11 protein-coding genes are annotated in these 25,143 nt (G+C 36.8%); 7 read left to right on the top strand and 4 right to left on the bottom strand.

The window, feature by feature from the left end; translation table 11 throughout:
• Positions 1–88: 88 nt before the first annotated feature.
• The 3 genes from K2X50_04700 to K2X50_04690 are packed head-to-tail and all read left to right on the top strand — an operon-like array spanning position 89 to position 2,683.
• Entirely contained in the window at positions 89–472 is a 384-nt protein-coding gene (locus tag K2X50_04700) for a pilus assembly protein PilA (GenBank protein ID MBX9586538.1), read from the top strand.
• A complete protein-coding gene (gene tadA, locus K2X50_04695; GenBank protein ID MBX9586537.1) occupies positions 427–1,623 on the top strand; it encodes a Flp pilus assembly complex ATPase component TadA in 1,197 nt (398 codons plus the stop codon). Before K2X50_04700 ends, tadA begins: the two co-directional genes overlap by 46 nt.
• The gene (locus K2X50_04690) at positions 1,613–2,683 is read left to right on the top strand and encodes a type II secretion system F family protein (protein MBX9586536.1); all 1,071 of its coding nucleotides are present in this window, start codon (positions 1,613–1,615) and stop codon (positions 2,681–2,683) included. Before tadA ends, K2X50_04690 begins: the two co-directional genes overlap by 11 nt.
• 12 nt (positions 2,684–2,695) lie before the next feature.
• On the opposite strand, the gene K2X50_04685 is transcribed toward K2X50_04690, so the two are convergent.
• A complete protein-coding gene (locus tag K2X50_04685) occupies positions 2,696–4,627 on the bottom strand; it encodes a hypothetical protein (protein MBX9586535.1) in 1,932 nt (643 codons plus the stop codon).
• A 29-nt stretch (positions 4,628–4,656) separates the two neighbouring features.
• Positions 4,657–7,317: an ankyrin repeat domain-containing protein gene (locus tag K2X50_04680; GenBank protein ID MBX9586534.1), complete on the bottom strand. Its 2,661-nt coding sequence runs from the start codon at positions 7,315–7,317 to the stop codon at positions 4,657–4,659.
• A 207-nt stretch (positions 7,318–7,524) separates the two neighbouring features.
• Between K2X50_04680 and K2X50_04675 the strand changes: the two genes are divergently transcribed.
• Positions 7,525–10,653, top strand: coding sequence for an ankyrin repeat domain-containing protein (locus K2X50_04675; protein MBX9586533.1), 3,129 nt, complete (start codon positions 7,525–7,527; stop codon positions 10,651–10,653).
• A 77-nt stretch (positions 10,654–10,730) separates the two neighbouring features.
• Positions 10,731–11,171, top strand: coding sequence for a hypothetical protein (locus tag K2X50_04670; GenBank protein MBX9586532.1), 441 nt, complete (start codon positions 10,731–10,733; stop codon positions 11,169–11,171).
• A gap of 38 nt (positions 11,172–11,209) precedes the next feature.
• On the opposite strand, the gene K2X50_04665 is transcribed toward K2X50_04670, so the two are convergent.
• Both K2X50_04665 and K2X50_04660 read right to left on the bottom strand, forming a co-directional pair.
• Positions 11,210–16,270, bottom strand: a complete 5,061-nt coding sequence (locus K2X50_04665; protein MBX9586531.1) for a hypothetical protein — start codon at positions 16,268–16,270, stop codon at positions 11,210–11,212.
• A complete protein-coding gene (locus K2X50_04660; GenBank protein ID MBX9586530.1) occupies positions 16,267–16,872 on the bottom strand; it encodes a hypothetical protein in 606 nt (201 codons plus the stop codon). Before K2X50_04660 ends, K2X50_04665 begins: the two co-directional genes overlap by 4 nt.
• Before the next feature lie 208 nt (positions 16,873–17,080).
• Between K2X50_04660 and K2X50_04655 the strand changes: the two genes are divergently transcribed.
• Together K2X50_04655 and K2X50_04650 are read left to right on the top strand one after the other, a co-directional pair.
• Positions 17,081–20,995, top strand: coding sequence for a hypothetical protein (locus tag K2X50_04655; protein MBX9586529.1), 3,915 nt, complete (start codon positions 17,081–17,083; stop codon positions 20,993–20,995).
• Between the two features lie 65 nt (positions 20,996–21,060).
• Positions 21,061–25,089: a hypothetical protein gene (locus tag K2X50_04650; GenBank protein ID MBX9586528.1), complete on the top strand. Its 4,029-nt coding sequence runs from the start codon at positions 21,061–21,063 to the stop codon at positions 25,087–25,089.
• The last annotated feature ends 54 nt before the right edge of the window (positions 25,090–25,143 follow it).

The following is a 25,143-nucleotide window of genomic DNA, read 5'->3' as shown; positions in this document are numbered from 1 at the left end:
GACCAGACATAAAAAAGTGCTAGCATACCAGAAATTATGCTACGAAGGAGGATTTCCTGTGGAAAAACGCAATTTGGGATTCACGTTAATGGAGCTGATGATTACGGTGGCGATAATTGGAATTATTGCCGCGATCGGTATTCCATCCTATCTCGATTACACACGTAAAGCTTATTTCAGCGAACTTGTTCATGCGACTGGACCTTATACCATCGGTGTTGCAGATTGTTTTCATCGACTCGGAACATTAGAAGGCTGTGATGCCGGAAGCGCAGGTATCCCTGAAGGCATCATTACCGCGCGGGGTAGAATCTCCTCTTTGTCTGTAACCAAGGGTCAAATCACTGTCACTCCTATCACCGCCAATGGTTTTGTCTCAACAGATACGTACATACTCACCCCCAACATTAATGACGGTGCAATAACATGGAATACATCTGGCGGAGGTGTCACAAAAGGTTATGCCAATTGAATTTAAATCAAAAAACTCTAGATGTCCCTATAGTGAGCTTTATCAATCAGCTATTAAATGAAGCGGTTATTAAAAATGCATCTGATATTCATTTAGAACCATTCGAAAAAGAGTACAGAATTCGATTTCGTTGTGATGGAATACTTACAACGTTTTCGCATTCGCCCATTCATTTAGCCCCAATGATTACCTCTCGAATTAAAATATTATCCAGTCTGGATATTTCAGAACGTCGAGTGCCACAAGATGGTCGATTTAGCTATCATTTATCACCTATCCGGTCTGTGGATTTTCGAGTCAGTACCTGCCCAACTCTGCATGGTGAAAAAATAGTATTACGTCTTCTCGAATCTAATAAACAGCTTCTTGCAATTGATGCACTGGGCATGTCGTCCAAACAAATACATCTCTATCGAAAAGCACTAAATCGTCCTCAAGGTCTTATATTAGTAACAGGTCCTACAGGCAGCGGAAAAACAATGACCCTATATTCAGGATTAAGTTATTTAAATACCAAAGAAAAAAATATTTGCTCAGTAGAAGATCCGATAGAAATTCAACTTTCTGGTATTAATCAAGTGCCCGTCAATATAAAAACCGGATTAACATTTTCAACAGCACTCAAAGCTTTTTTACGTCAAGATCCTGATGTGATTATGGTCGGCGAAATACGAGATAGAGAAACTGCTGAAATTGCTATCAATGCTTCATTAACGGGACATCTAGTTTTATCGACATTACACACAAACAGTGCGTCCGAATCTCTTGTTCGATTATCCAATATGGGCGTGCCTTCATACAATATTGCAAGTTCACTGTCTCTGATCATCGGACAAAGACTTATTCGCTGTTTATGCCCTTACTGCAAAAATCCCATTAAAAATCTCAAAATTCATGAACCAGGTGAAAGCACATGCCTACACTGTACTAATGGGTATAAAGGGCGCATGGGCATTTTTGAAGTCTTGCCCCCATCGGCTGACATGAAAGAAATGATTTCTAAAAAAGAAACTGCTTTAAAAATTAATCAACAAGCACATTGCGAAAAAATCCAAAATTTACGTCAATCTGGCTTGGAATGTGTCCGATCTGGCCTCACAAGCCTATCTGAATTAAACCGAATTATTCCCGACCAATTCCATGAAAAATAAAAAACCTTTAATTCGCATCGAAACAAAAATCAACTCCATGGATATCGCTCAATTTTCTCGTCAGTTAGCCACAATGATAGCAGCCGGAATACCTTTAATCACAGCAATCGAGTCAATCCAAAAAGAACACGAAAATATCTCATTTATAAAAACACTCTCTAACATAATAAAAAATCTCAAAGAGGGGCGTTCATTTTCAGAGTGTCTACTACTGCATAACAAAATATTCGATCATTTTTTCTGTAATTTAATAAGGGCTGGTGAACAATCAGGCACTTTGGGCATCATGCTAAATAAAGTATCAACTCATCTAAATAAATCAAATAATATTAAAAATAAAATGAAAAAGGCATTTGCTTATCCCGTAACGATATTAGCAATTACTTTTTTAATATCCACTCTATCACTATTTTTTATAGTTCCTGAATTCAAGACGTTATTCACATCATTCAATGCTCAATTACCCACCCTTACACGCTTCATAATAAAAACTTCAAGCTTTATTCAGAATTTTTGGTGGATTATTATCATGCTGACAATATTAATTATGACTATTCTTAAAAATAAAAAAAATCACAATCCTTCTGTTAAACTATTCCTTGATCAAAGTGTGTTAAAGATCCCCTTTTTCGGAGCTTTTGTTCAAAAAGCAATAATCGTAACTCTCTTAAGTACTCTTGCAACACTTTTAGAGGCAGGTATTCCGATGATCAAGGCATTAGATTTAACTTCTTCTATCACTAATAATTCAGTTTTCCAAAATGCTCTGCAGAAAATTCAAGAAGAAATAAAAATGGGTCAATCACTACATATTGCCTTTAAAAATACGTTTACCTTTCCCAACAAGCTATTACAAATGATCGACGTAGGAGAAAAATCAGGAGCACTCGAATCGATGCTTAATAATATAGCCAACTTGTATGAAAATGACCTAGATTACTTTATCGCCAATCTCAGTCAATTAATGGAACCAATTATTATGCTAATTATAGGCAGTATTGTCGGTGTTTTTGTATTAGCACTATATCTACCCATTTTCAAATTGGGTTCCGTTTTTTAATACAATAATTATTTATTTAATAATAAGAGAATCCGATTCGGGACCCTGTTGACTCATTTCATCTGCTAATTCCTTAGCTCCCCTGCTCTTTCTATCTAATAACTTTGTACGCATCGATCCTTTTACCCTAACTTGAGGTTCTTTTGAGGAAGATAATTTCGAGTTTGTATCTTCTGCTGTTGCAGGAGGTACTACATCAGTCTCTCGATGATTGCTATCAGACTGATTCGACTTTTCGGCTCTTGGACTTCCAAGGACAGCTCGTGGGCTTCCAGTGAGGGGTGTCCGCGGACTTCCACCCAAAGGGGATTGGCGAGGATTTGGAGCCGTCGCTCCTCTTGGACTTGGCAGCTGACTATTTCTACTACTTTTCCCATCACTACTATTAAAAAAATGACTATTTCTGCGCCCTGGTACTGGGCTGGTAGAAGTAGGGATCGGGCCAATTTCGCGTGACCCGCGCTCTAAACTCACTTGAGCACCCGGATCAACGCTTGATCCGCCGGCATCACTCTTTTTGTGAGCGTGCTCATTTAATCCATTGCTTGCTTGTGATAATTTCACCGCAAATTTTGTCTGATATTCCATTCGGAGATCTTGATACAATTTTGAATAAGTTATTGTGCGGGTCATCAATGTAGCTATTTTCCCCTCTAGCCTAGCGATACATTGAGAAAATTTATAAGAAAAAGCAACTATGGGATTTAATGAAGTCGAATGATCTACAGGATACATCGAGTTAATTACCAATGTCGCCCTTGAGATTACAAAAATTGAATCAAAAAGCTGTCTCACATAAGCAACTAGATCTTCTCCACTCAGAGTAAGTTTCACGCGATCGGTTTGTACTACATCAGGATTATAAATATGATCTATTATTGGTTTATAAATTGACTTTTGAAACCCGTTTTCAAGTTGGTCTAAAAATCTTGTTACATCCACGGATTTTGATACAGTAGTATCATTCTGCTGATAGGTATTAACTAGCTGCGGGAAAAGATCACGAGATACGGCTCCAATAACATCACAAAGATATTGCCTCGCTGTAGTAGTATTTTTCTGTATGGTCGTTAAATTTTTCATATGCTCCTGAATAGCGAGCACGGTATATGTAGGAACATCTTTACACTGATAATGCCACTGTAAATCATCCTTCTTATGAGCAGTAATTTCAGGAAGATCATTTTCCACGGAAAGCAACTGAGTTGTTTTTCTAACAACATCATCAATTTCTTTTTTAAATCTTGCAGGATCTTCTCTATAAAGATAAGTTGCTTGTATAAGTTCATTAATCTCATCTTGATAAGGTTGCCGAGCAACATCATGAATATCTTGAAATTCAGGCAATTGTTCACGAGCACAAAGATAACTACTATTGGTTTGCAAAAACCACCCTTGAACCTGACGATACTTAAGCAGTTTTTTTACTGGAAGACCACTCTTATCTCCATGGACCTTCGCATTAGTACTACATGCTATCTTACTGTTGTAAGTAGCATTTTTGTCTCGTAATTGCGCAGCATCAGTATCAGAACTTCCAATACTTTCTGTGCTATCTGGGGAAATTAATTTTATTATTTTAGCATTCTGACATATAGCTTGGAGTCTAGATAGCCCCGGTAATCGTTCATTGGGGAAATCTGATCCTCCTAACATATCCGAAAAGAAAGTACAGGGTACTTGTAACAACTCTGTGCCGAGGTCTGCAAAATCAATTACTCTACTTATTTGCGAATCGCCATTTGCAGAGTCTTTGAGAAGATCTAATTGAATATCTTGCAAGGTTACTAACAGTTCTAGAGTAGCGGTTAGATAGGCATCAAATAATTTCTGTTTTTTGACCGCAACAGAGTCATCGACTACCAAATCGGTAGCTGAATGACGCAGTGGATCAGATTCTATATCATTTGATCTTTCATCAACATACTCATCGCCTAGTTCCATAATCCCTCTTTTGGTTTCAGCCAATAAATCTAGAATTCGTTTTTAACACCAATCAATGGTTGATTGCTTTCATCATGAATTTGGGTGTCGGCTTTAATAGAAGTAACAGCACGATTCACTGCCCATAATCCTCGCTGCCATTTGAATGAATCACTTACTTTTACGCAACTTACACCACCAACACATGCACCAATCACGGATCCAACGATCGCTCCAAGCTCACTACCATATTGAGCAGATGGCAAAGCTAACCAAATACCTCCCGGGCCTCCCCCGGTCAGAAGAGTACCTACCACCAAGCCAATAAGTGCACCCGCCGCAAACCCGACAAATGCCCACAGAACCGCATTAAACCAAGCGGTTTGAGCCTCCGAAGATATTTTCGTAGAACAACTAAGCTCAAAATTTTCCTTTGCTTTTTTCAATTGCTCCGGACTAGGGTTTTTCATTTTTGCTACGGAAGCTAATACACCCAACTCATTCAGGAGATAGAAAATTTTATTGATCATTAGAATATTTTCATCCCTGTATTCCTTATTTTTATTAGTGTGAACATCTGTAATTACGTGCTGATAATCAGATTGTAACTGATCCGTCATGTGCGACAATGATTTTCGTAAATTGCTATCTAAAACTTGCTTAATTTCCGTGCGAATTACACTAAATAATCCGCTAACAAAACTCTTTCTTGTGTTTTCTTTCCCATTATCGGAGTCAGAACGATGGATAAATCGAATAATATTATCTTGAACCAAACCCCATTGCATTCTAGCATTATTATATTTTTTATCTTCTGCAAGTGAGCCAAGCAAAGCTGAACGCTCTAGATTGAGTGCAATTAGATAGGGATTTCCTTGTTTAGATGTTAATAATCTGCATGATTCCTCAGGCCACAATTCTAGCAGCAAAGCTACAACATCTTCATTTCCAAGATTCGCCGCATCTTCCAAAGGAGAAGTATAAATTTTATTACGCTCTAATTTCTGACCAACGGGGAATCGGTGTCCATTAAGTTGCAATCGAATTTTATATTCCTGTCCTTTTTCCTCTTGAGTCACAGATTGTACTTTATCACCACTAGTCTTTTGCAACATTCCAGCTAATACTTTAGCTGCTTCTCCTTCTAAGAGTTGTCCAGCAAGAAATGTCTGTGTGACTTTCATGTCTATTTTTTGTTCGGCCAACAATCGAATCAGTGGCTCATTTCTTTCAAGGCAAGCAATTGATAAAGGCGATCGATCCTCATTATTCACTTTATTCCATAATTCGTAATACCCTTTCCAAATAAACCTTATGAAGTCTTCTTCAGTTGCTATTGCTAAATTAACCCCCTTTACAGCCAAATGTAATAGACTATTTCCATCCTTATCAGTTTTTTCCGTTTCTGGCAGGTCTAGTGGGGCTTTCTTGGGTAAACAATTTAAAACTTTGGCAAAATACTCTTTGTCCCGAAAAGATGCACACATTTGTAATGGTGATAAACTGAATGGCCAACCTGATCCCAGCATACTCTGAGATTTAGCTAAGTTTTCTAAAAGCCAATTGAGGATATTTTTGCGGTCTTTGAAAATTTCAGACTCAAGTTCTCTTCCGCCCTCTGATAATGCCGTATCTAATGACTTAGCAAATGCTGTAGGAAGAATACTAAATAATGCATTATATTGACTTGCCTCAGAATAAATTTTACACACGTCTTGAGTATTTAATCCATGTGCCTGACAAAAATCCTCGAGTTGAGACAAATCCTCATTTTCTTCAGAGCCCTCATTTTTAAGTTCTTCTTTAAAGTAATTTCCTAACAGACGTTGTAATACTGATTGATCCTCACCTAACCCATCTAACAATGAACGATATTCAATATCACTTCCACACCACAGAGATAATTGGTCTCGAGATGGTAGTTCATGATAGCCAAGCTGCTTACACCCTTCTTGGAATTCAGTGCTTCGTATAAGACGATCAACTTTTTCAATTTTTTTGCGACTCACTTCATAGAAATAAATCGCCGCACACAATAGATGATTATGGTGATCGATTTTATTTTTAGACTTGCCATTAACAACTTCAGCACTTAGTTTAAAAAAATATTGGATAAGATTGCTATCCATGTTTCCCACTGCATAGGAAAGTGGAGTTTGACCCGCTTCATCATGTTCTGAATTAAGATATTGAGCAAAACCATTAGCAATTAACAATTCTATGATGTCTAACGCACCACATTGCGCAGCCCGATGCAGTAAAGTTTCAACACCCTCTGATGATTGCGTGCCGCATATCCGTTGTAATTTATCGCTAACAAAAGAATTGCCGGGTAAGTTTAGGGCTTTATACACAGGAAGAATATAAACTCGCTCATAATCCTCAGCACCTACATTTTCACAGGCGGCGTATATTATATCCTCTACCTTTTTATATGTTGTTTCACTATCAGCAACATCCTTTTCATCCGAAGACTTTCTGGCTGAAACCCCTTTAGGCATCTCTTGCGGTTCGGGAGAACTACCGGATGAACTTGAACCCGATTTTGAAGCTGGCACTTGCGCCTCAGACTGCTCATGTTTAGAGGTTGGCAAATTGAGTTTAAATCCAGTCTTACTATCAGATTCGGAACTTCGTAGGAAACGTCCACCCCTTTGATTGGATGCGCCATCCCGCGCGGATTCTGCTCCTTCCGTTTGAGCCCTATGCATCATAACCTCCTGTTTGACGGCAGCAGATTGGTAATCTGCCATCTTTAATTACATATTACTGTGAGAGTAACAAATATTTTTTTTGTTGGCTAGCCTAATCGCTACATTACCATTGATTCACAGCCCATTACCTGTGAGAATAATGTCTACATATAGATTAGGCAGATGAAATCTAGGTTAAAGGAACAAATAGCCAGGAGGTATTCTATGGAAGAAGGCAATGAAGAGAGCAAACAAGCTGGAGTCGAGGATAACGGTAAGCCAATAAGTAAAAGGTTATCTCGTGCTTCTGGACGCAGAACACTAGGACGTTCCACATTTAAAAACTCTGACCCTTATTTTCTCGCCGTCGAAGCAGGTGACTTAGAAAAGGTGAAGCAGTATGTGCCCTCTAAAGATTCTCCCAATAAACAAAACCAATTAGGAAAAACGGGATTACATATTGCCGCTGGATTAGGGCACGTCAACATAATGGAATATTTGATTGAGCATGGGGCAGATGTCAATTTTGACGGCAAATCTCAAGAAATGGATAAACAAGGCTTTGATGATCGTGGGAGTTTCCGTAGACTCCCCATTCACGATGCTGCTGAGAATGGTCAAAAAGCAGCAATTGAGTGCCTAGTTAGATCTGACGCAAAAGTCGATGAGAAAGATGCTACGGGTGTAACTCCTTTACATCTTGCTACGAAAGAAGGGCATTTTGAAGTGGTGAAAATTCTCTGTGATAATGGAGCTAATCTAGATACAACGAATGTTAGAGATGACAGTGAAGAAATAGGAGACACAGCAGTACTGATAGCCCTCATGTATGATCATCGTGAAATCGCGATCGAGTTTGTTCGCCGAGGCGCAAATTTTGGATGTAGAAATAAAGAGGGAAAATCTGCTTACCTAATGGCATTCCAGAAAGACCTTCAAGAAGTCTTGCAAGCGATGGATGAAAAATTAGCACAAGAAGAAAGTGATGAATCTAAGAAATGCACTTCAACTCGATTTCAACGTGCTGGCCTAGATTATATTGATGAAGATGAAAACACCTTATTTCATCACGCCGCAATCTCTGGTGATGTTAAAGCAATCACTATGCTTCATGGTATGGGTGGCGACCCTAAAAAAACCAACAAAAAAGGCCGTAATCCTCTCTTTCTTGCAGCAAAACACGGGCAGAAAGAGGCGATGATTAAACTACACCTGCTAGGGGTTAACCACACAGAAACTGATAGGTTTGAAATTTCTCCTTTAGAAATTGCCGAGAAATATGAGCACGCAGAATGTGTTCAGCTGCTTCAAGAATGGCCTGAGCCCCAAGTAACTGTGGAGAAACCAGAGGAAGACTCTAATTCAGCATCCGAAGACGAAGATGTTCAATCAGGCAGAACAGCAGAAACCCACTCTGGAGATGAAGAGAAGAAACAAGAAAACGTAACTGCAGAGGAAGAAGATGTATTTTTGCGGATGATGAGCGCAATCAACAAAGGACAGCCAAAAGACGATACTACTGCGAATAAGCTATCAATTACTTCTGATGAACAGCCTCATCAATCTTCTCCTGTTACTGCAAATTCTGAAGAACATGCTCAAGTCCTTAAAGAATGTCATTCAATTTTTGATCTTTTGGATAAGCACGAAGATCCTGAACTAACAGAGTTTTTACAACTTCTTTCCCACACAACCACAATAGATGAAATATCTGACGTCAAAACAAAATCTGGGAAAAATTTTCTTTGCATGATTGCAAAACATGACCCCACTGGAAAATTGATCAGTCTTCTAAAACTATTTTCAGTCGCTCAAATTGAAAAGCTCACTCAGCTCAAAACCACGAATGGAGAAAATTGCCTTCATATTGCTTGTCAATTTCTGCATCTTGTTTTATTTGAGTTTTGTATAGCAAAAATACCACTGAATAAACTTGTTGAAATGGCTAGAGCCAAAACAGTTGACAGCAAGTCTACTCCTTATCATTACCTCTGCGCTTCAACTTCTAACGATACAATAAGAAAACGAAAGTCAGATGCTGAATCTAAAAATTTTTTATCCCCAATGGTATCACGAGAAGTCATTGCGAATTCAAAACTGCCTGAAAACCTCTGTTTAATGCTGCGTCGAATGGGCACAGTTTTTGGAGAATACCCTGACATTTTTACGAGTGCAGATCTTTTTGGCAACACAGGTTTGATGCTGTGCGCTTACACGCTTCATACAACTCTAATCACTACCTGTCTTGAATCAATAATAGATCAAGAAACCAAGCTCTTTTGTATCCTACAATCAAATCAATCAAAGATCATTAATCCGCTGCGCTATACCACCTCTATGGGTGACGCAGTAGTTTTAGAAAAAATGATGAAACCTTTCGGAAATCGCTCTCAAACTGTTTGTTCAGAACAACAACTTCTGCAATGGAGTCATGTGACTACAGTGCCCTATCAACTCGACTCTCCACTACGTCCACAACTTGTCGCTATGTTAGAATTCTTAATCACACATTATTATTGGGATCATGAGAAAGCAGGATTTACAGAAGAATTTAAAGATCTTCTTATCAATGAATTTCATGGAAAAACTCTATTGCTCAGATCATTAGATGATTGTGGTGGTGTCTTAATAAATCGACTACTCAAAGTCAAACATCTCTCTCGAAAACCGGAGGTTTTATTTTTGCTGATGGGACATATGACTCCCATGCCAGCTCCACATTCTCCTCGAGGTTTTGTAGCGCAATCGGCAGGATTAGATTCGCACAAAAGTGGTTCAAGCATCGCTAATGCGTCATCACCCGCATTTGATTTACGAAGAGAACTACTTCATCGTGTATTTAGAGTTGACTGGTCAGATAAACTGCTTCACGAGTTATCACTACATATTGTCAGCACACTTGGCACACCTCGTTATACCTCTTTAAATAGATCTAGTGATGAAAAAATACTTCGGATTATCAATAGTAATTTGTGTGATTCACGCCACCAAAATTTAAGCGTCGATTACTCAGTGTTAATATTAGCATTGTTTTATCAAGTCACTCAGGTTTCAGAACAAAAGCAAGCAATAGAAGCTCAATATGTTAACAAATTTAAAGAACACACCAAGATCATGTTAGATAAAATGTCCGGTTTTTATGATTTTCTCGCAGAAAAAAATCAAGCTCTTGCAGACCAGTTTCTAGGAGAGCTTTTCGAAGGCAATTCTCTACTTAAAGCCGCCCTTACCGAATTGTTTCCCGACCAAGCTGAATGTTTAAAATTGGAAAAAACTAATTTTGTAGCCTACACAAAGAAGCTATGGTTTGACAATAAAGCTTGTTCCGATGACTCTCTTTGTGTTCTTCAATAAAATAGTTGACTTTACAACACTAGTTTGTACTATACCCATTCTAGTAGTATGAATCGATAGAAAACAAGGAGTGTGAAATGAAAGATAAACTGAAAAATAGTCTTAACTATGCGCCCAAAGAAGCGTTAACAATAATTAATCGATACCTCCCACACCCTTATAGCTGCTTTAGTTGCTGCAACTGTCAAGACCAAGAAATAGAAGAAGTGTCACAAAATGGCATTGAGTCATTAAAAATATTGCGCAAAGAATTTAATAAACTGATAGTGCCAATACATTTAAAAAAGAACTTTTTCAGCCAAAATGGCGATAAAAATAAAGCCACTAGTTTTAATGTCTCTAGGACCATAGAAATTCTCAATACTGTCACTGATGAGAGTCAATATCCCGAACTGCCTGAAAATTGTAAAATTGCATTAACTCAATTAAAAAATGATTTTGAGAATAATGCAATTACGGTAACTTCACCCTTACTGGCTGACGGTGGGCGTGATCAAGAGTCATACCAGAATAATTAATATTTAAGCAAAACTTACATATGCTGAAAAGAGACCTATTATTTACTTTTTTCTGCTGAGTGTTGAGACGAATGCTCTTCTTCTATCGAATCCTGATTTCGTTCAGCCTTTTTCAAATGCAAACCATCTTGTTCACGAGCATGGACCAATGCAGATGCATGTGAGCTTACACTTGCGAATGAATCTGATCGTGCTTGCTCAGGGACTCGCTCCTCCAAAGGTGAAGGTGAATTTTCAGAACCGTGTTTCATCGATCTCTTCTGAGGGTTACTGATCAAGTCTTGTAATTCCAAGCTCTGTCTATACAGAGGTGAGCTGACGAGTAAACACATGGCCGTCGGTGAAGACACTACCAGATCAAGAAGAAATCGATTACGGAATAACTCTCTCAATACATCGTTACAATGACGTTTAGAAAGAAAAATAAGAGCAGCGGTTAGTCTTGGAACGACCACACAATGTCTAGCTTTATAATCCAAGATATATTTATCTATATTATCTATGAAAATGTTCACGTAGCATTGGATAGATAGTCTTTCAAGTTGCATTTCAGTGCACTCTAAAAATAATCGAAAGATGATTCTTGAATACTTCTTTTTATTAGAAACTATCACTCTCATTTCATTTTCTAATTTTTCCTTCTTTAGCCTGAAATCACTGATAATTTTATTAACAGCACGATGTGATCCTTTATTAGCAACATTAACTAGTTCGCACTGAGTAAGATAGTTGGCATTTACAGCCTTGTACTCTAGTTTCTTTTCTGTATATTGTTCATTCATCCTTTCGAATAAATCTACAACACAATAATCCGTCAACAGAAAATCAACTGCTATATCTACATTAGATATTACTAAAGCCTCATATGAAATTGCATATTGATCTAAACAACGTTTAATCAATGCACTAGAACTAGGGAAATAACGGAACAACAGTGTTGAAGAATTAATTACAACTGTTTGAGCATTATTTCTATTCAGAAGATGCTCACACACTAATTGCTCTTTTGAAAGGAGTCTACCCCACTCAGAGCCTAGTTTTTTATTGGGGTCCACTTTTTCAGATACCAATAGTAAACCCAGTAAAACAACCGGCTTTAGCCTTATCGTTTCCTGCTCTTCATTCACATGCAGGATTCCACGTAAAGCCAGCATACAGGAGCGAACAGCTTCAGGATGATCAGCTCCATTTCCAATGAGATAAATCAACTGCTCCACGGTTGCCACTGTAATCAGTTGCTCTCTCAAATCCGATTCTACACTTCGCATGATTGTAGATCTGCATGTTTCAATTATAGCTGTAGCAAGTGTCGAATCATTTTGCAGAAGTTGTAATAAACAGTGTCTACCAGTGTGTTGTAATATAGATTTGAAAACGGGCTCTTTTCTTAAACATTTTTCAATTTCAGAAAAAGAGTTTGAAGCTGAGCTATTACGGATTTTTATTTCCTCAAGAAGGGTTAAAGCTAAGTCCTCAGGAATTACATCTGCCACCATTTTATCCAACCAATTAGACCGCAAAAGCCATTCACGGCACCACCTCGTTCCTCCTTGTTGATATTCTGCCAAGAGTAACTTCATATAATCTTGCGCTTTAAAATAACCAAGTTCCGAAGAAACTTGAACCAAATGATTTATATCTTTTCCAGCACCTTGAAAATGAAACTGAAGAAGTGAACTAAAGATTTTGTATATATCAGGTCGACTAGCTAAACGGCAAAAGAATGGTAGCCATGGAGCAGAATAATCATTTAGTCTTCCAAATAAACATACAAATTTTGCCAATAAAAATAATTCGGCCCCCTCCATTAGCAGCATCATTAATGATGGTGAACTGATTATCATAGAAGCAAAATCATTATTTTTAAAGGCATTCAGCAATAAGTAGCTAAGGAGACATCGCACTTTTTCATTTTCTTTCTGTGATTTTAGTGCGCTGACAAATTTATTCACCTCATCATCATGAGTAAAACCATGCTTGACGAACTCTTGGACAGCAGCTACATTATCATTGATAGCCTTTATTTTTTCTTGATACTTATGCCTCGAATCAAATCCAGCCATGGCAGGAGACATAGCAGTCTCTAAAAATAATAAACAAGCCAAATCGATTTCGGGACAATCATCTGCTTTTAAAAGCCCCTCTAATAATTCATGACTTTGAAGCAATTTAGCTCTAAGATTTCTAACATACTCGAATTTTTTCTTTATTTTTTGTTTTTGTCTAAAGGTCTCCTGAAAAGATTCAGCTAGGTGTTTTACATACTCTTCTTGATTGACATTTCTTTGCTGGAAGAATTCAGAGTATTTTTGATCTTTAGAAAGCTTAAGAACTTTTTTAATATTCAGGAATTGTTCTTGAAGTAGCGTTTCTTTTGAATAAACTGTTATTATTAACAATAAAAGCATCTGAGGATAAGCATGCCTTAATATACTAGATATAACTTCACTACCAACATCAATATTAGCATCAATTAAAACATTGATGGCATCGAAATTTTTGATTAGCAGGTTAATGAAAAATTGACAATTCAGTGTATCACGAAAAAAAACTGCTAACTCTTCTGCAGAAAGCATTCCTAAAGCTAAAATCACCCACTGCACATCATTAAATTCGATTTTATAATAACTTTCCGCACATAATCTGATGAATGCTAGAATATTTTTCTTATCTTCATTATTGAGATACTCTGCAATCATAGAATTCAGTTTAAATAGACAGATTAATCGCGGTTCCTCAGACATACATTCGATAATGGCATGCATTTTTTCTTGTGTATCATATAAAAAAGCCGGAACCCAACCTTTTTTACATCTGACCTCAAGCACTTTTACCCAAGCTTTTTTGGCGTAATTTATAGTCAGCTCGGACCCATTTTGAAAATCTTTTTTTACAAAAACAGAATGGAACACATTATAAAATCCCAAAAGATCTAATTTCCTAAAAACATGCCGATAGTAACCCTCAATTACCAAGGCATCACAATGCCTTAATAAATAGGGCTCACAGACATTAAATTGATTTCCCCAGGTAATTCGGTATTCTGAATGTGTTACGTAAAAATACCTAAGTAATTCATTAGGATATGAGCTCTTCAAAGAACACAATTTTTCAAATAATTCAGGATCATTACATAACGCTTTTTTAGCGCATTCCAAGGAATTGAGATCTGAATTTTCAAATAGAAGATATCTAAAATTCTCAGCAGTTATTCGCTTTCTTAGTAAGGAATAAATTTTTTGATCTGGATTATATTGAATCGCATCCCAAAGCTGAGGTTGACATTTCAATAGTTTGCATAATTCCAGAGAAGTCACCTCAGGATTTAATATAGCCTCACTTTTTATTAACCAACTTGCGATTTCCGATGATTCAAAAGCAAGGTCTATTATCCACCGAGTTGGAATTTGCGCACGAATACTGTCATCTTGTAACAGACGTACTAACCCCGGTATTTCGGAAACTGTTAGTGTATATAAAGCGGCGATGATATACAGTGGATTCTCTTGGCGAATATGACCTTGTTGAGCCACAAGTTTCAATACAATCGGTAAAAGTGGCTTTATTTTTTCATCATTTAGAGTATCTTCAATACCAAAAATACCCCGGGTAGACTCAAGAGGTATGGTACCCGAAATACGTTCTCCTGAGTACTCTCCACTAGTCGCAGTAAGAGAATACTCTAAAGTGTATCTATTTTTTTTAATAATAATGACTTTTTTATCTGTGACTCTTTTCGGCGCATCCTTATCTATATACTGGAGTTCATATCGATATTCGCTGCAAAAAAAGTCTTTTATCATGTCAATATCTTTGAGTAGATCAAGTCCTTTTTCATTGACTAATTCAATTAGATTAATCAGCAAGGAAACTTCTTTCGTAATCAGAGAATTTCGACTGTGCGAAAATTTAAGCAACTCAAGATATTGTTTATGTTTTTGGTCGGAACAAATGCACTTTAATAACGTATAATTTCGAAGAACATCTTTTAATACGTTTTCGTTGTTTCTCGCCACAAGAAAAACTCTAAGAGCGGAATTTGATTCAACAAGTCCTTTAATGATATCATCAAAATTTGAATCCACCAAACAATCGCTAACAAAATCATCGATAATGAATGCGTCATTTTGATCAGGAATCTTTGATAAAAGAGGTTTTTTTGATTCATCAAGAAGAAGATTTGCCGAACAACGTTGCGTAAGACGGTCAAGAAGCACTGCTTCCTTTTTTGGATCATCAAATTCAAGAAAACCCTCAATAAGCTCAATTTGACATTGTCGACCTTGGTTTTGTGTTATACGAAATGTAACTGTAGATTGAGCAATGACAGGTGAATTATTATCTTGCGTATGATCTCCGCAGTAATCTGCTGGTCTTCTTTCTCTATCTAATTTGTATAAATCTCTATAAGATTGAACAAAATACAGCATTATAATGCCAGTTATTCGATCATATTCCAAGTAAGTAGACACACATTTATCGACGTCATGACCTAGGAGTAATTTTAAATCATAGATCATATCCGAAAAATATTTGCTCGCTTTCTCACAACAACGACTAAGGTGAATATTAAGAAATGAAATTGCACTATGACTTTTCAAACCCACATCACCTAGTGCTTTTGCGAGTATATCATGTACAACAAACCCTCCGCATTGTGAATGAAAATGAATTTTCGTGCCATTAATCCAAAGCCCTCTGCGAACAACATTCTCTATTGCATCCTGGCATGATTCAGATTCCTCTCTTTCAAAATCCGTATAGTACATTGCTTCAATAAGGTGTTTATATTGCTCGACCAACTCAACTCTGTAGCGATTACCAATTATTCTTCTACATCTCAAAAGCGTGTTAGAAACTTCGGGGCTAGATACAGACTTAATTTCTTGCAGAAGCAGTGTTTTCAGCCCATGATCACTTACTTCATTCTCTATTAGCCAACTGTTTATAGCTTTTTCAGTGATATTGCCTGAACCAAGACTGGTAAGAAACTTTCTTAACTCACCAATCTTATGTGCGAAATAATCCTCATAATGTTGACGCGCAATTTCTAGCTCTCTGGGGTCTGCAACAAGTACTCGTCTACTCTCCTTTCTCATAAGAACTTCCGGTATTTTTTGATTTCAGCAGTATTAAGGCTACCGTCTTTTTCTACTGCTTTTCTAAAATAATTTTCTGCGAGATGTTTATTTGGAACTTTCGAAGCGCAAATGCTTGCGTTAACAAAAGCCTGCGCACTCTGTAAATAACTGGCATCACTTACAGCCTTATTAAATTCATTAAAAGCTTCTTGATATCTTCCTTGCCTACAGAGAAAGATAGCGTAATTATTTCGCGAAGCTCCTTCAGTGGAATGTAAATCAATCGCTATTCGGTAATGCTGCTCTGCGGCTTTGACATCACCAGTCCTTTCAAGAAAATACCCCATACCATACCAAACGCAGGGCTCTCTTGGTGCCTCGTTCTTTGCTTGAAGGAATTTTTGTTTAGCCTGACTCACATTATTGCTTTCGAGCAAGGCGAGACCTAGTTGAACGTGGAGTTTTGCCACTTTGATGTTATTTTTGGCTACTTTGTTACCAGTCCTTGGTGAATACGCGCAGCCCATTAACAGTGTAATCGAAACTACGCTGATGATACTTATAGTCAATAAGAATGAGCGTGGACTATGGCATGATTGGCGTTGCAAAGATCCCTGCACTCAGAAACTCCTTTCTAGTAAGTCTATGTAATCTTATACAGGTGAGAAGTACTAAGCCCAACTATATAGGCTGTTTCACTGGATTGCAATGCAGTAGTAGGTCGGTGAACTTGCCCTCAGATGCCGTCATTGATAGAGGTTGAGAAATATGTTAAGTTAACAAAATAGCGTCCAGGTATCGGACTGTATAAAGCAAAGAGGGATAACCGTGAACATCGAACAGTTACTTGACCAATTGTCCAAAATTTTCCCCATTGATAATCAAGACTTCGAAATATTGAATATCTTAAAAAAAATCAAATCTATTTTATTTGATCCATCGCTTGAAAAATCTGACAAACTCGCTGAAATCAAAGAACGCTTAGCTGAAATTCAAAAATTTTACAACTCAATAAAATATAAAGAACACTTTCTACACACAACACTATTATGGAAAATGATTAATACACTCTTATCAAACGAAGAGTTAGACCTTGAAGAAAAAATAAAACTCATCAAAAAAATTGTTGAAGAAAAAAATAGGGACATGTCAAATGACAGCAAGACCTCGTTTAAAATACGGGAGATTTTGACTGATCATTCTTTGAATTTAGAACAGAAAAGAAATACCCTCGAAGCTTTTTTGATCACCAATATACAACAGCAGACTGCATTATCAAAAAAAAATACCTATAAAGTTGCTCTTAAAATTGCATTATACGATCGGCTCTATTATGTAGACGAGCTAGGTCAATTGGAAATTAGGCTGCTCATGCTTCCCTCTTTGAAAACATCGAATCCTGATTTTGCTTTCGCTAATTATCCATCTGAGATTCCGTATATCTGGTCTCATACTAATGATGTTAGAACTCAAATCTCAGCTTGTTTCGATGAACCCAAGCCCTACTGCTCGAAACTTGAAGAATTAGCAAAATTAATTAATATACTAATTAATAAATATAGCCAAATAGAAACCGATCCCGACGCGACCCAAGAAAAGCAGGCATTTCATACTCAAACTAAAGATTATATGTTGAGATATCTTAATATCTGTGCGAACGCCACTAAAGTTACATTGGTACAAAAAAGCGAACAGAGCTGGTCATTATGGGCTTCAGCTGCTTTAGAAGCTCTAACATACTTAGAGCACATAAAATCTGATAGTTATTTGCAATATGTGGTAAGCAATCCAGATAAACGAAAAGAATTAATAGCGAATGAACTTCAAATCCACACTATAAGAGCAAAATATATTATATCACAATCATTGTCCTTTGAAGAAAGAATCGGGTATTATGCTGAATACAAACTTAGCTCGTCTACTCAAGATATAAACAAGGCCTTAACTGAAGAACCTTCTCAAGACTTAAAACTGGATGAGTTTTTCATAGCGCACGAGATTTTAGTAAATCACAAAACAAAAAATGAACTCCAGAAATCCTTGGATATTGCATGTATTCTTGAAAGCCGTGGACACTCTCTTGGAACATTTATTCGATATGTTACTTATATATTAAAACATCCACTATCGGAGAAAATTTTACACGAATATTTAAACAATTTACAATCGATAGGGATACCTGTGCATTTGCGAAATCATGTTGCAGATCTATGGCTATGTCTTGCAGAATTCTTAAATGATCAATTCAAAGAAGCCACCTTATTGTGTTTAGATCAGATTAGCGATAGATACCCTTTACAATCAGTACTCAATGCAAAATTAAAACGTGCTCAGTTTTCAAAAAACACTCAACAAATTATTTCCTATGAAAAAGAAATTACTCAACTAAAAGAAAAAGCGCGTGCCTCAGTTCTGCAGCATTCGAATAGTACACCACTTATGGTCAGACAAGATCAATTGTTACTTTGCAAGCTCTATACCAAAACATATGCATTCACTACTGATTTTTTCACTGAAGTATTACAAAATAAAAATCCCTATTGTCTAACAGAGGTTATCTCCCTCCTAGAATTAGAACTTACAGAGTTTAGCTGCGTTAAGGAAGCCGTAACACTGAAATATGGTGAATCCCATACAAACCCATTGATACTGTGCGAAAGTGTTCTGAATACAATAGACTACAACGCGTACTTAATCACTTGGAAAAGATTATTGCTAAATACCCAAGAAAATGGTTATTCACCCTCTGTTAAGCAATGGCTTGACAATGGTTTTAGTCGTGACAATATTCGCTTTAAACTTTTAAATGATGTTCGTAGTAGTCTGCAACGTTATATGTTTAAACATGACGTTGTCTGCGTAATACCCGGTGGTTGCAATATTTTTACAGATTTAAACATAGAACTTCAGCAAGTTACTCATAGAATAATATTAGCTCACCATGAAGACATTAGATCCAATACGTTTGCATTTACTCGAAATCGAGAGGGATTACTTGAAGCAATCTATGCATTAATATTATTAGAAGACGGAAATTACGATGGCGCGGCACAGATGGCAAAACTTTCTATTATGAAAGCGCCCTCAATTAATGAAACAGCAAGTTCACCCAGAAAATCTCCACAGGAATCAGGCACATCTCCACGATCTGTTCATGCCGCATCTGGAAACCCCCAGGTAAAGAGAAACCTTTTTAGTAAACAAAAAAAACAAGTCGAACTAAGTCCACCATCGCGTGAAGTTGAGAATACAGGTCGTAGACGTACGCCTTTCACTCTATCTTCTGAGAAACTCTCTTCCTCATCACCAAATCTTTCAACTCCTCTAAAAAAATCACCCAGATCGAAAGATAAAAGCATTAAACATCAATCCTCGGGCAATCTTGCAGTAAGCTCTCTCTCTCTATCTCCACGTTCAGAATCTTCAGCTATCCAATCTCAATCCTATTCTACTCAGCCAACATGTTTAGGACATCTTGTAGAAGCATTAGTGATATGGGACACGCGTTTAAAAAACAATACAGATCGTCAAGAATCTGACATTGATTCATTCAAACGATCCCTTAAAGAGGCAAGACTGGCTACTGATCCACAAGAACTTAGTTTTATATTAGGGATGATTTGGTTAACTTATTACGACTGCATGCTTAATAACAAAGAAAAAGATATGTTTATGCTGACCTCAGATGAACAATCATTACTCAAAAATCCGCATAAAGTCCTAAGCAGTGCAAGAATACAATATCTTGAACAAAACGCTAAAATATTAGATCTAAATATTACAGACCAATGTATACTTGAAATTGCCAAACAACACTTCGAAAATGCCTGCCTTACGAAAAGCGGGCAATCCAGAATGTTTCCTCCTGCAATCATAGCAATTTATAAAAGTCTTATGTATTTCAGAGAAAACTTCGCTTGTGGTAACGCAGAAGAAGTTGAAAAGTTAAAACGTTTTTGGGCTAAATTGCTGAAAGAAGCCGTACTCACCCATGGTTATCTACCTGGGTTAGCCTATTATGCACAAGTATACGCCTACGCTGAAGACCCAAAACCTCAAAAAGGCGATGAGATACTGAAAACAATAGAAACAACAAGTGACACCCTCAGGCTTTTACATGATGCATTTTCAATAGCCGAAAAATATATTCACATCGAACCAGATCAAAAGAAAGATATGGAACAACAAATCAAATCTCATAAAGAAAAAGAAAATGAAATTGCGCTACGTATACCAAGCTATGCTATTGAGACGCCTAAACCATTTGATCATCTTTTTCTAAAATTACAGTTTGAAATGGAATATCATAACACATTACTATCATGCAGCTACTCAATGAGCAACGAAGAATCTGCAAAACAGTGTTTTGTTATCACATGTACTAGTAATAAGTTAAAACATACTCAGTTAGATTGCGAGTCATTAAAAGAAAAATTTGAACGTGCTGCTTTTATATATAGCTGTTGTAGAAAAATTTCTTTCAAAAAAGGTGAGCCAGTAGTCTTGCTAGAAAAAAATAAAATCATTCTAAAGAACGCTGATATTGCTATAATAGGCTTAATCAGAATAGCTGAAGCAAAAGACACGATTTTGAAGTGGAATAGTAATCAAATTGAACCACTTATACTTTTTTTAAAAGAAGCAAGTACATTCCCTTCTACAGTTTGGCAATGGGACGAAACATTCACGCGTTTACAAGAATTTATCGCAACTCACACAACACAAAATAAGTTGTTGATGTGAATAATCGATCATGATATTTTACTATTTAGTGGAAGATTACAAAGAACCACCAAGAGGGAAGCGCATTGAACATTAAACAACTCTACGATCAACTTACCAAAATCTTTCCTATGCAAGATGAGGAAATGATTTTCATTGAATCACTTGATGAGGCAAGTAGAGCAAAATTGGGCCCTTCTACATTAACCTCTTTTCAAATTAGAGAAATCATAACTGACGCAACACTAAACAATGAGCAGAAAAGAAATCATCTTGAAGCTTTCTTAATTAATAAAATCAAAACGGAAGGCCATACAGAACAAAAGAACATTTTCAAGTTCGCATTAAAATTGTCATTACTGAGTAGAGGTTATTTTACAGATGACCTTGGCCAATTAGAAAAGCAATTGTTACTCTTGCCATGTCATGATTTTCTTAATCCAGACATACAATTTTTGAATGACCCCGGGAATATTCATTCACTATGGCAAAATATTAATGTTATCAGGTTAGAACTTTCTAACTGTTTTTCCAAAACAGAATCGTATTGTTCCAAACTAGAGAAATTAGCAAAACTCATTCGTGATATACTTTACAAATATCAACATCTTAATCCAGAGCCTAACACAGAACAGGAAAAACTCACTTCACAAGAAAAAAACAAAACATTTCTTCTAAATCTCATAAAGACTGCATTAAATCTTATTAACGATGCAATGCTTCAAACGAATGACAATGAATGGTCTTTATGGACCTCTGCTGCTCTAGAATCTCTCGATTATCACAAAGATTTAAAATCGCAATCGGATGATAATGAATTAGAACAATATGTTCACAGAGATCGATCAAACTATTTTTTAACATTTTTAAAAGCATCTAATGATCCAATCTACGTCTATGTAGAAAATCAACTTTTAAAATATCATTATATGAATCTCTCAGAAACTTCAGAGAGCTCTCTCGATACACTTCCCACGATTGAAGCAATTAAAAATACTGAAACACCTGTCGAAACATTGCAAAAAATGAAGGTAATTGAAGATGCTTTTTCAGAAGCTTATCAATTGCTACTTGCCGCTAACAAAGACGCTGATTTTATCAAAAAAGCTATTCAATGCGCTATTATTCTCGAGAATAACGGCTCTTCTATAGGCACCTTTATCAGAACTGCAGCTTACGTATTAGCAGAACCATTATCGTTAAATCAATGGCTCCGTCATTTCGAAACATTACAGTGTATTGCAATACCTTATCGTTGGCGAACAAAAATTTTCGATATCTGGTTTGTGTTAGCGGAATTTTTCTCCAAGAATTATTCTGAAGCTTGCGTATTTTATAAAGAGGCTGAAATTACTTGCAAGAAACAAATTAACAATACCAACACAAACGTAAATATCGTCACCAGCGTCCCTCGATATTCAAAACAAGTTCAATATCAACTTTCTAAATACCTTTTACAGATTGCTACTGATGACTTTGACAAAATAGAGCAGTCTGACCTCAAGATAATTATCGACGATCTACTTAACAGTGAAAATCCGTATTGCTTCGCTGAAATTATCAGAATATTATGTTCTAATTCTGATCTTCGAGAGATTCTCACGAGTGCCATTGAAAAAAAATATTGTCGCGAATTCTCAGATCCCCGTATTTTTTGTGAACAAGTACTTCAAAAAACAGAGTTCAATAAATATTTAATAATTTGGGGTCCTTTAACATGCTCTACAGGGCTCAATAACCGTTACATTCCTGTAGACGTTTTGTCAGCAGAGACAAAAATTAGTGATACTATTCAGTTCAAGCACTGTACTCAAGTACGTCAACAACTTCGTCATGTATTAAATGATAAAAAAGAAACAACTATGGTTGTTCCATGTGGTTTTAGTTATTTAAAAGTATTGGAAAAGAAACTGTATCATTTCAGTTCACGACTAATGCCTGACCTTACCGATAATACACTATATGATGCATTCAATTTTACTCATAATAGAAAGGGTCTTCGAGATGCCGTAGTCGCATTACTATTCTTTTATGATGGTAATTATTATGCTGCAGAAAAAATGGCGAGGCTATCCTTAAAATGTCATTCATCTACTAACATTGAATTGAAACCTCAACATGAATCCAACCCATCCACACTCCCATCTGTAATCGGTACACCTACGCATGGCTCGCCAGAAAGACCCAGAAAGTTATCACTACGTTTAAATGTAATTGCAGTGAAAAAAAACAATTCTGATTCACCCGAAATCTCTCCTAGACCCTATGAACAACATCCTCATTTAAGTAATTCTCGCTCTATTAACATACCTACTCTAAAAGCACTTCGAGATTCTGATCACAGTTTCCCCTCATCTAGCGGAAGAACCGCTTCCCCCCAATTTCCTCTATCCCCAGGTCGATCACCTAGCGGCTCTATAGACATACCACTTCCAATAACAAAAAGTCCTCGTGCTCCTTCATTTATTGCTTCTAAAACAGGTGGCGCCTCTCCTCTCCCTATCAATCTTGAACAAAATAATGCCTCTCCTTTGGGGCATCTCATCAAGGCTATGATTCTCTGGGAAACTCGTTTAAAAAATAATAATAAGAGATCACGATCTGATGTTTTATCCTTTCAACATGAATTATCTGAAACCCAAGGTTGTTCAATTCCTGACGAAGAAAGAAATTTTATTACTGGATTGAGATGGCTATATTATCTATTGAGTAAAAATCCTTCCACTCAAAAAAGGGATGAAATCTGGCTAACAGATCGCGATAAAGCTCAATATATAACAGTAAAAAAAGAAGTCGAAGCAGATGATAAAAGGATGATCCAAATCAACGAAGGCCAAGAAAGAGATCTTGATGAATATACACTGTTTAAAATTGCAAGATATTATCTGTATAATAAACCTACCAGTGAGAATCCTAATACTAAAAAATTCGCTCCTGCTGTGTTAATTATTTTTCAGTTTTTAAAGTCCTACATAGACAAATATCCTAACACAAAACCACATTTAATAGAAAAAGACCTTGAAGACCTTGCACGATCATTAAAAAATGCTGTATTCATTGACGGATATTTTCCAGCAATACCCGCATATTTGGCCTGTTATTCCCTTGCTCACCCACCAGTACTTGAAGCATCTGAAATAATGACCAGCGGTTTAACACCAGCCGATAGAGTAGAATTGATAAAAAATGCACTGACATATTCTGAACACTATACTCCATTTCCTATTAACTCAACACAAGTCATGACAGAACAATTGAAAATTATCGACATGAATGAAGAGCAACAATTAGTGCTTACAAGGTCGTATTCCGTCGAAAACATAATCGCATTTAATCATCGATTCGATTGTTTACCAATTAAGATAAGCTTCGGCGATTCAATTATATCTATCGACTTAATAAAACAAAATGAGAACTGTGTTTGGCAATGTAAACTTATCCCTGATGGAGAGGATGAAAGTTCTTTTATCAATGATCTTGAATCCCTACAAAAATTATTTCTGCGTGCTGCCCGCGTTTATTCTTATTGCAATAAAGTGAACATATCTTATGATCAGATTATTTTACGTCAAGATAACTGTCTAATAATCACTCACGCCGATATTGCGATTATTGGACTCATTTTCTTAGTAGAAGGTAAACTATCGATTAAGTTAACTCGGTCTGATGCAGCTTCATTAATTGCGTTGTTGAATGCGGCTAAATCTCTACCAATAACAAGTTGGCGATGGAAAGAAACCCATGCCCGTCTACAAAATTTCGCACCACGAATTCAAAATTCTAAAACTGATGGTCCAGCTAAAGATCTTGATCCAGATGAATTAAGAAGTAAACTCATACCGCTGTCTCCACCACAGGAGCATGGTGTTTCTCCTAGAGGTCATTTTAGTCCACCACCATCAAAACAAAGGTCTTCTTTGATACTGGCCAATCCACGTAGAGCCTCTAATGCGGATCTTCTAGCTCATAGCGGTCCGACCTCTCCTCGTGGGCTGCAAAGCAGTCTCTCTAAAAGGGACAGTGGTAAGGTTACCATTCCTGATGGATCTTCTGGTTCTATTTCTGGCAATAGAAGTAGGTCAGTCACAGAGTCATCTTTATCAAAGAAAAAATAAACCACCAAGAATATGAGGCATTGAGCGGCCAAAACTCCCAACATTCTTAACCGG

The organism is Gammaproteobacteria bacterium (assembly GCA_019748175.1).
In the GTDB taxonomy this organism is placed as follows: domain Bacteria; phylum Pseudomonadota; class Gammaproteobacteria; order JAIEPX01; family JAIEPX01; genus JAIEPX01.
Note: the sequence above shows the minus strand (reverse complement) of the source record. Positions and strands in the feature narration are given on the sequence as shown.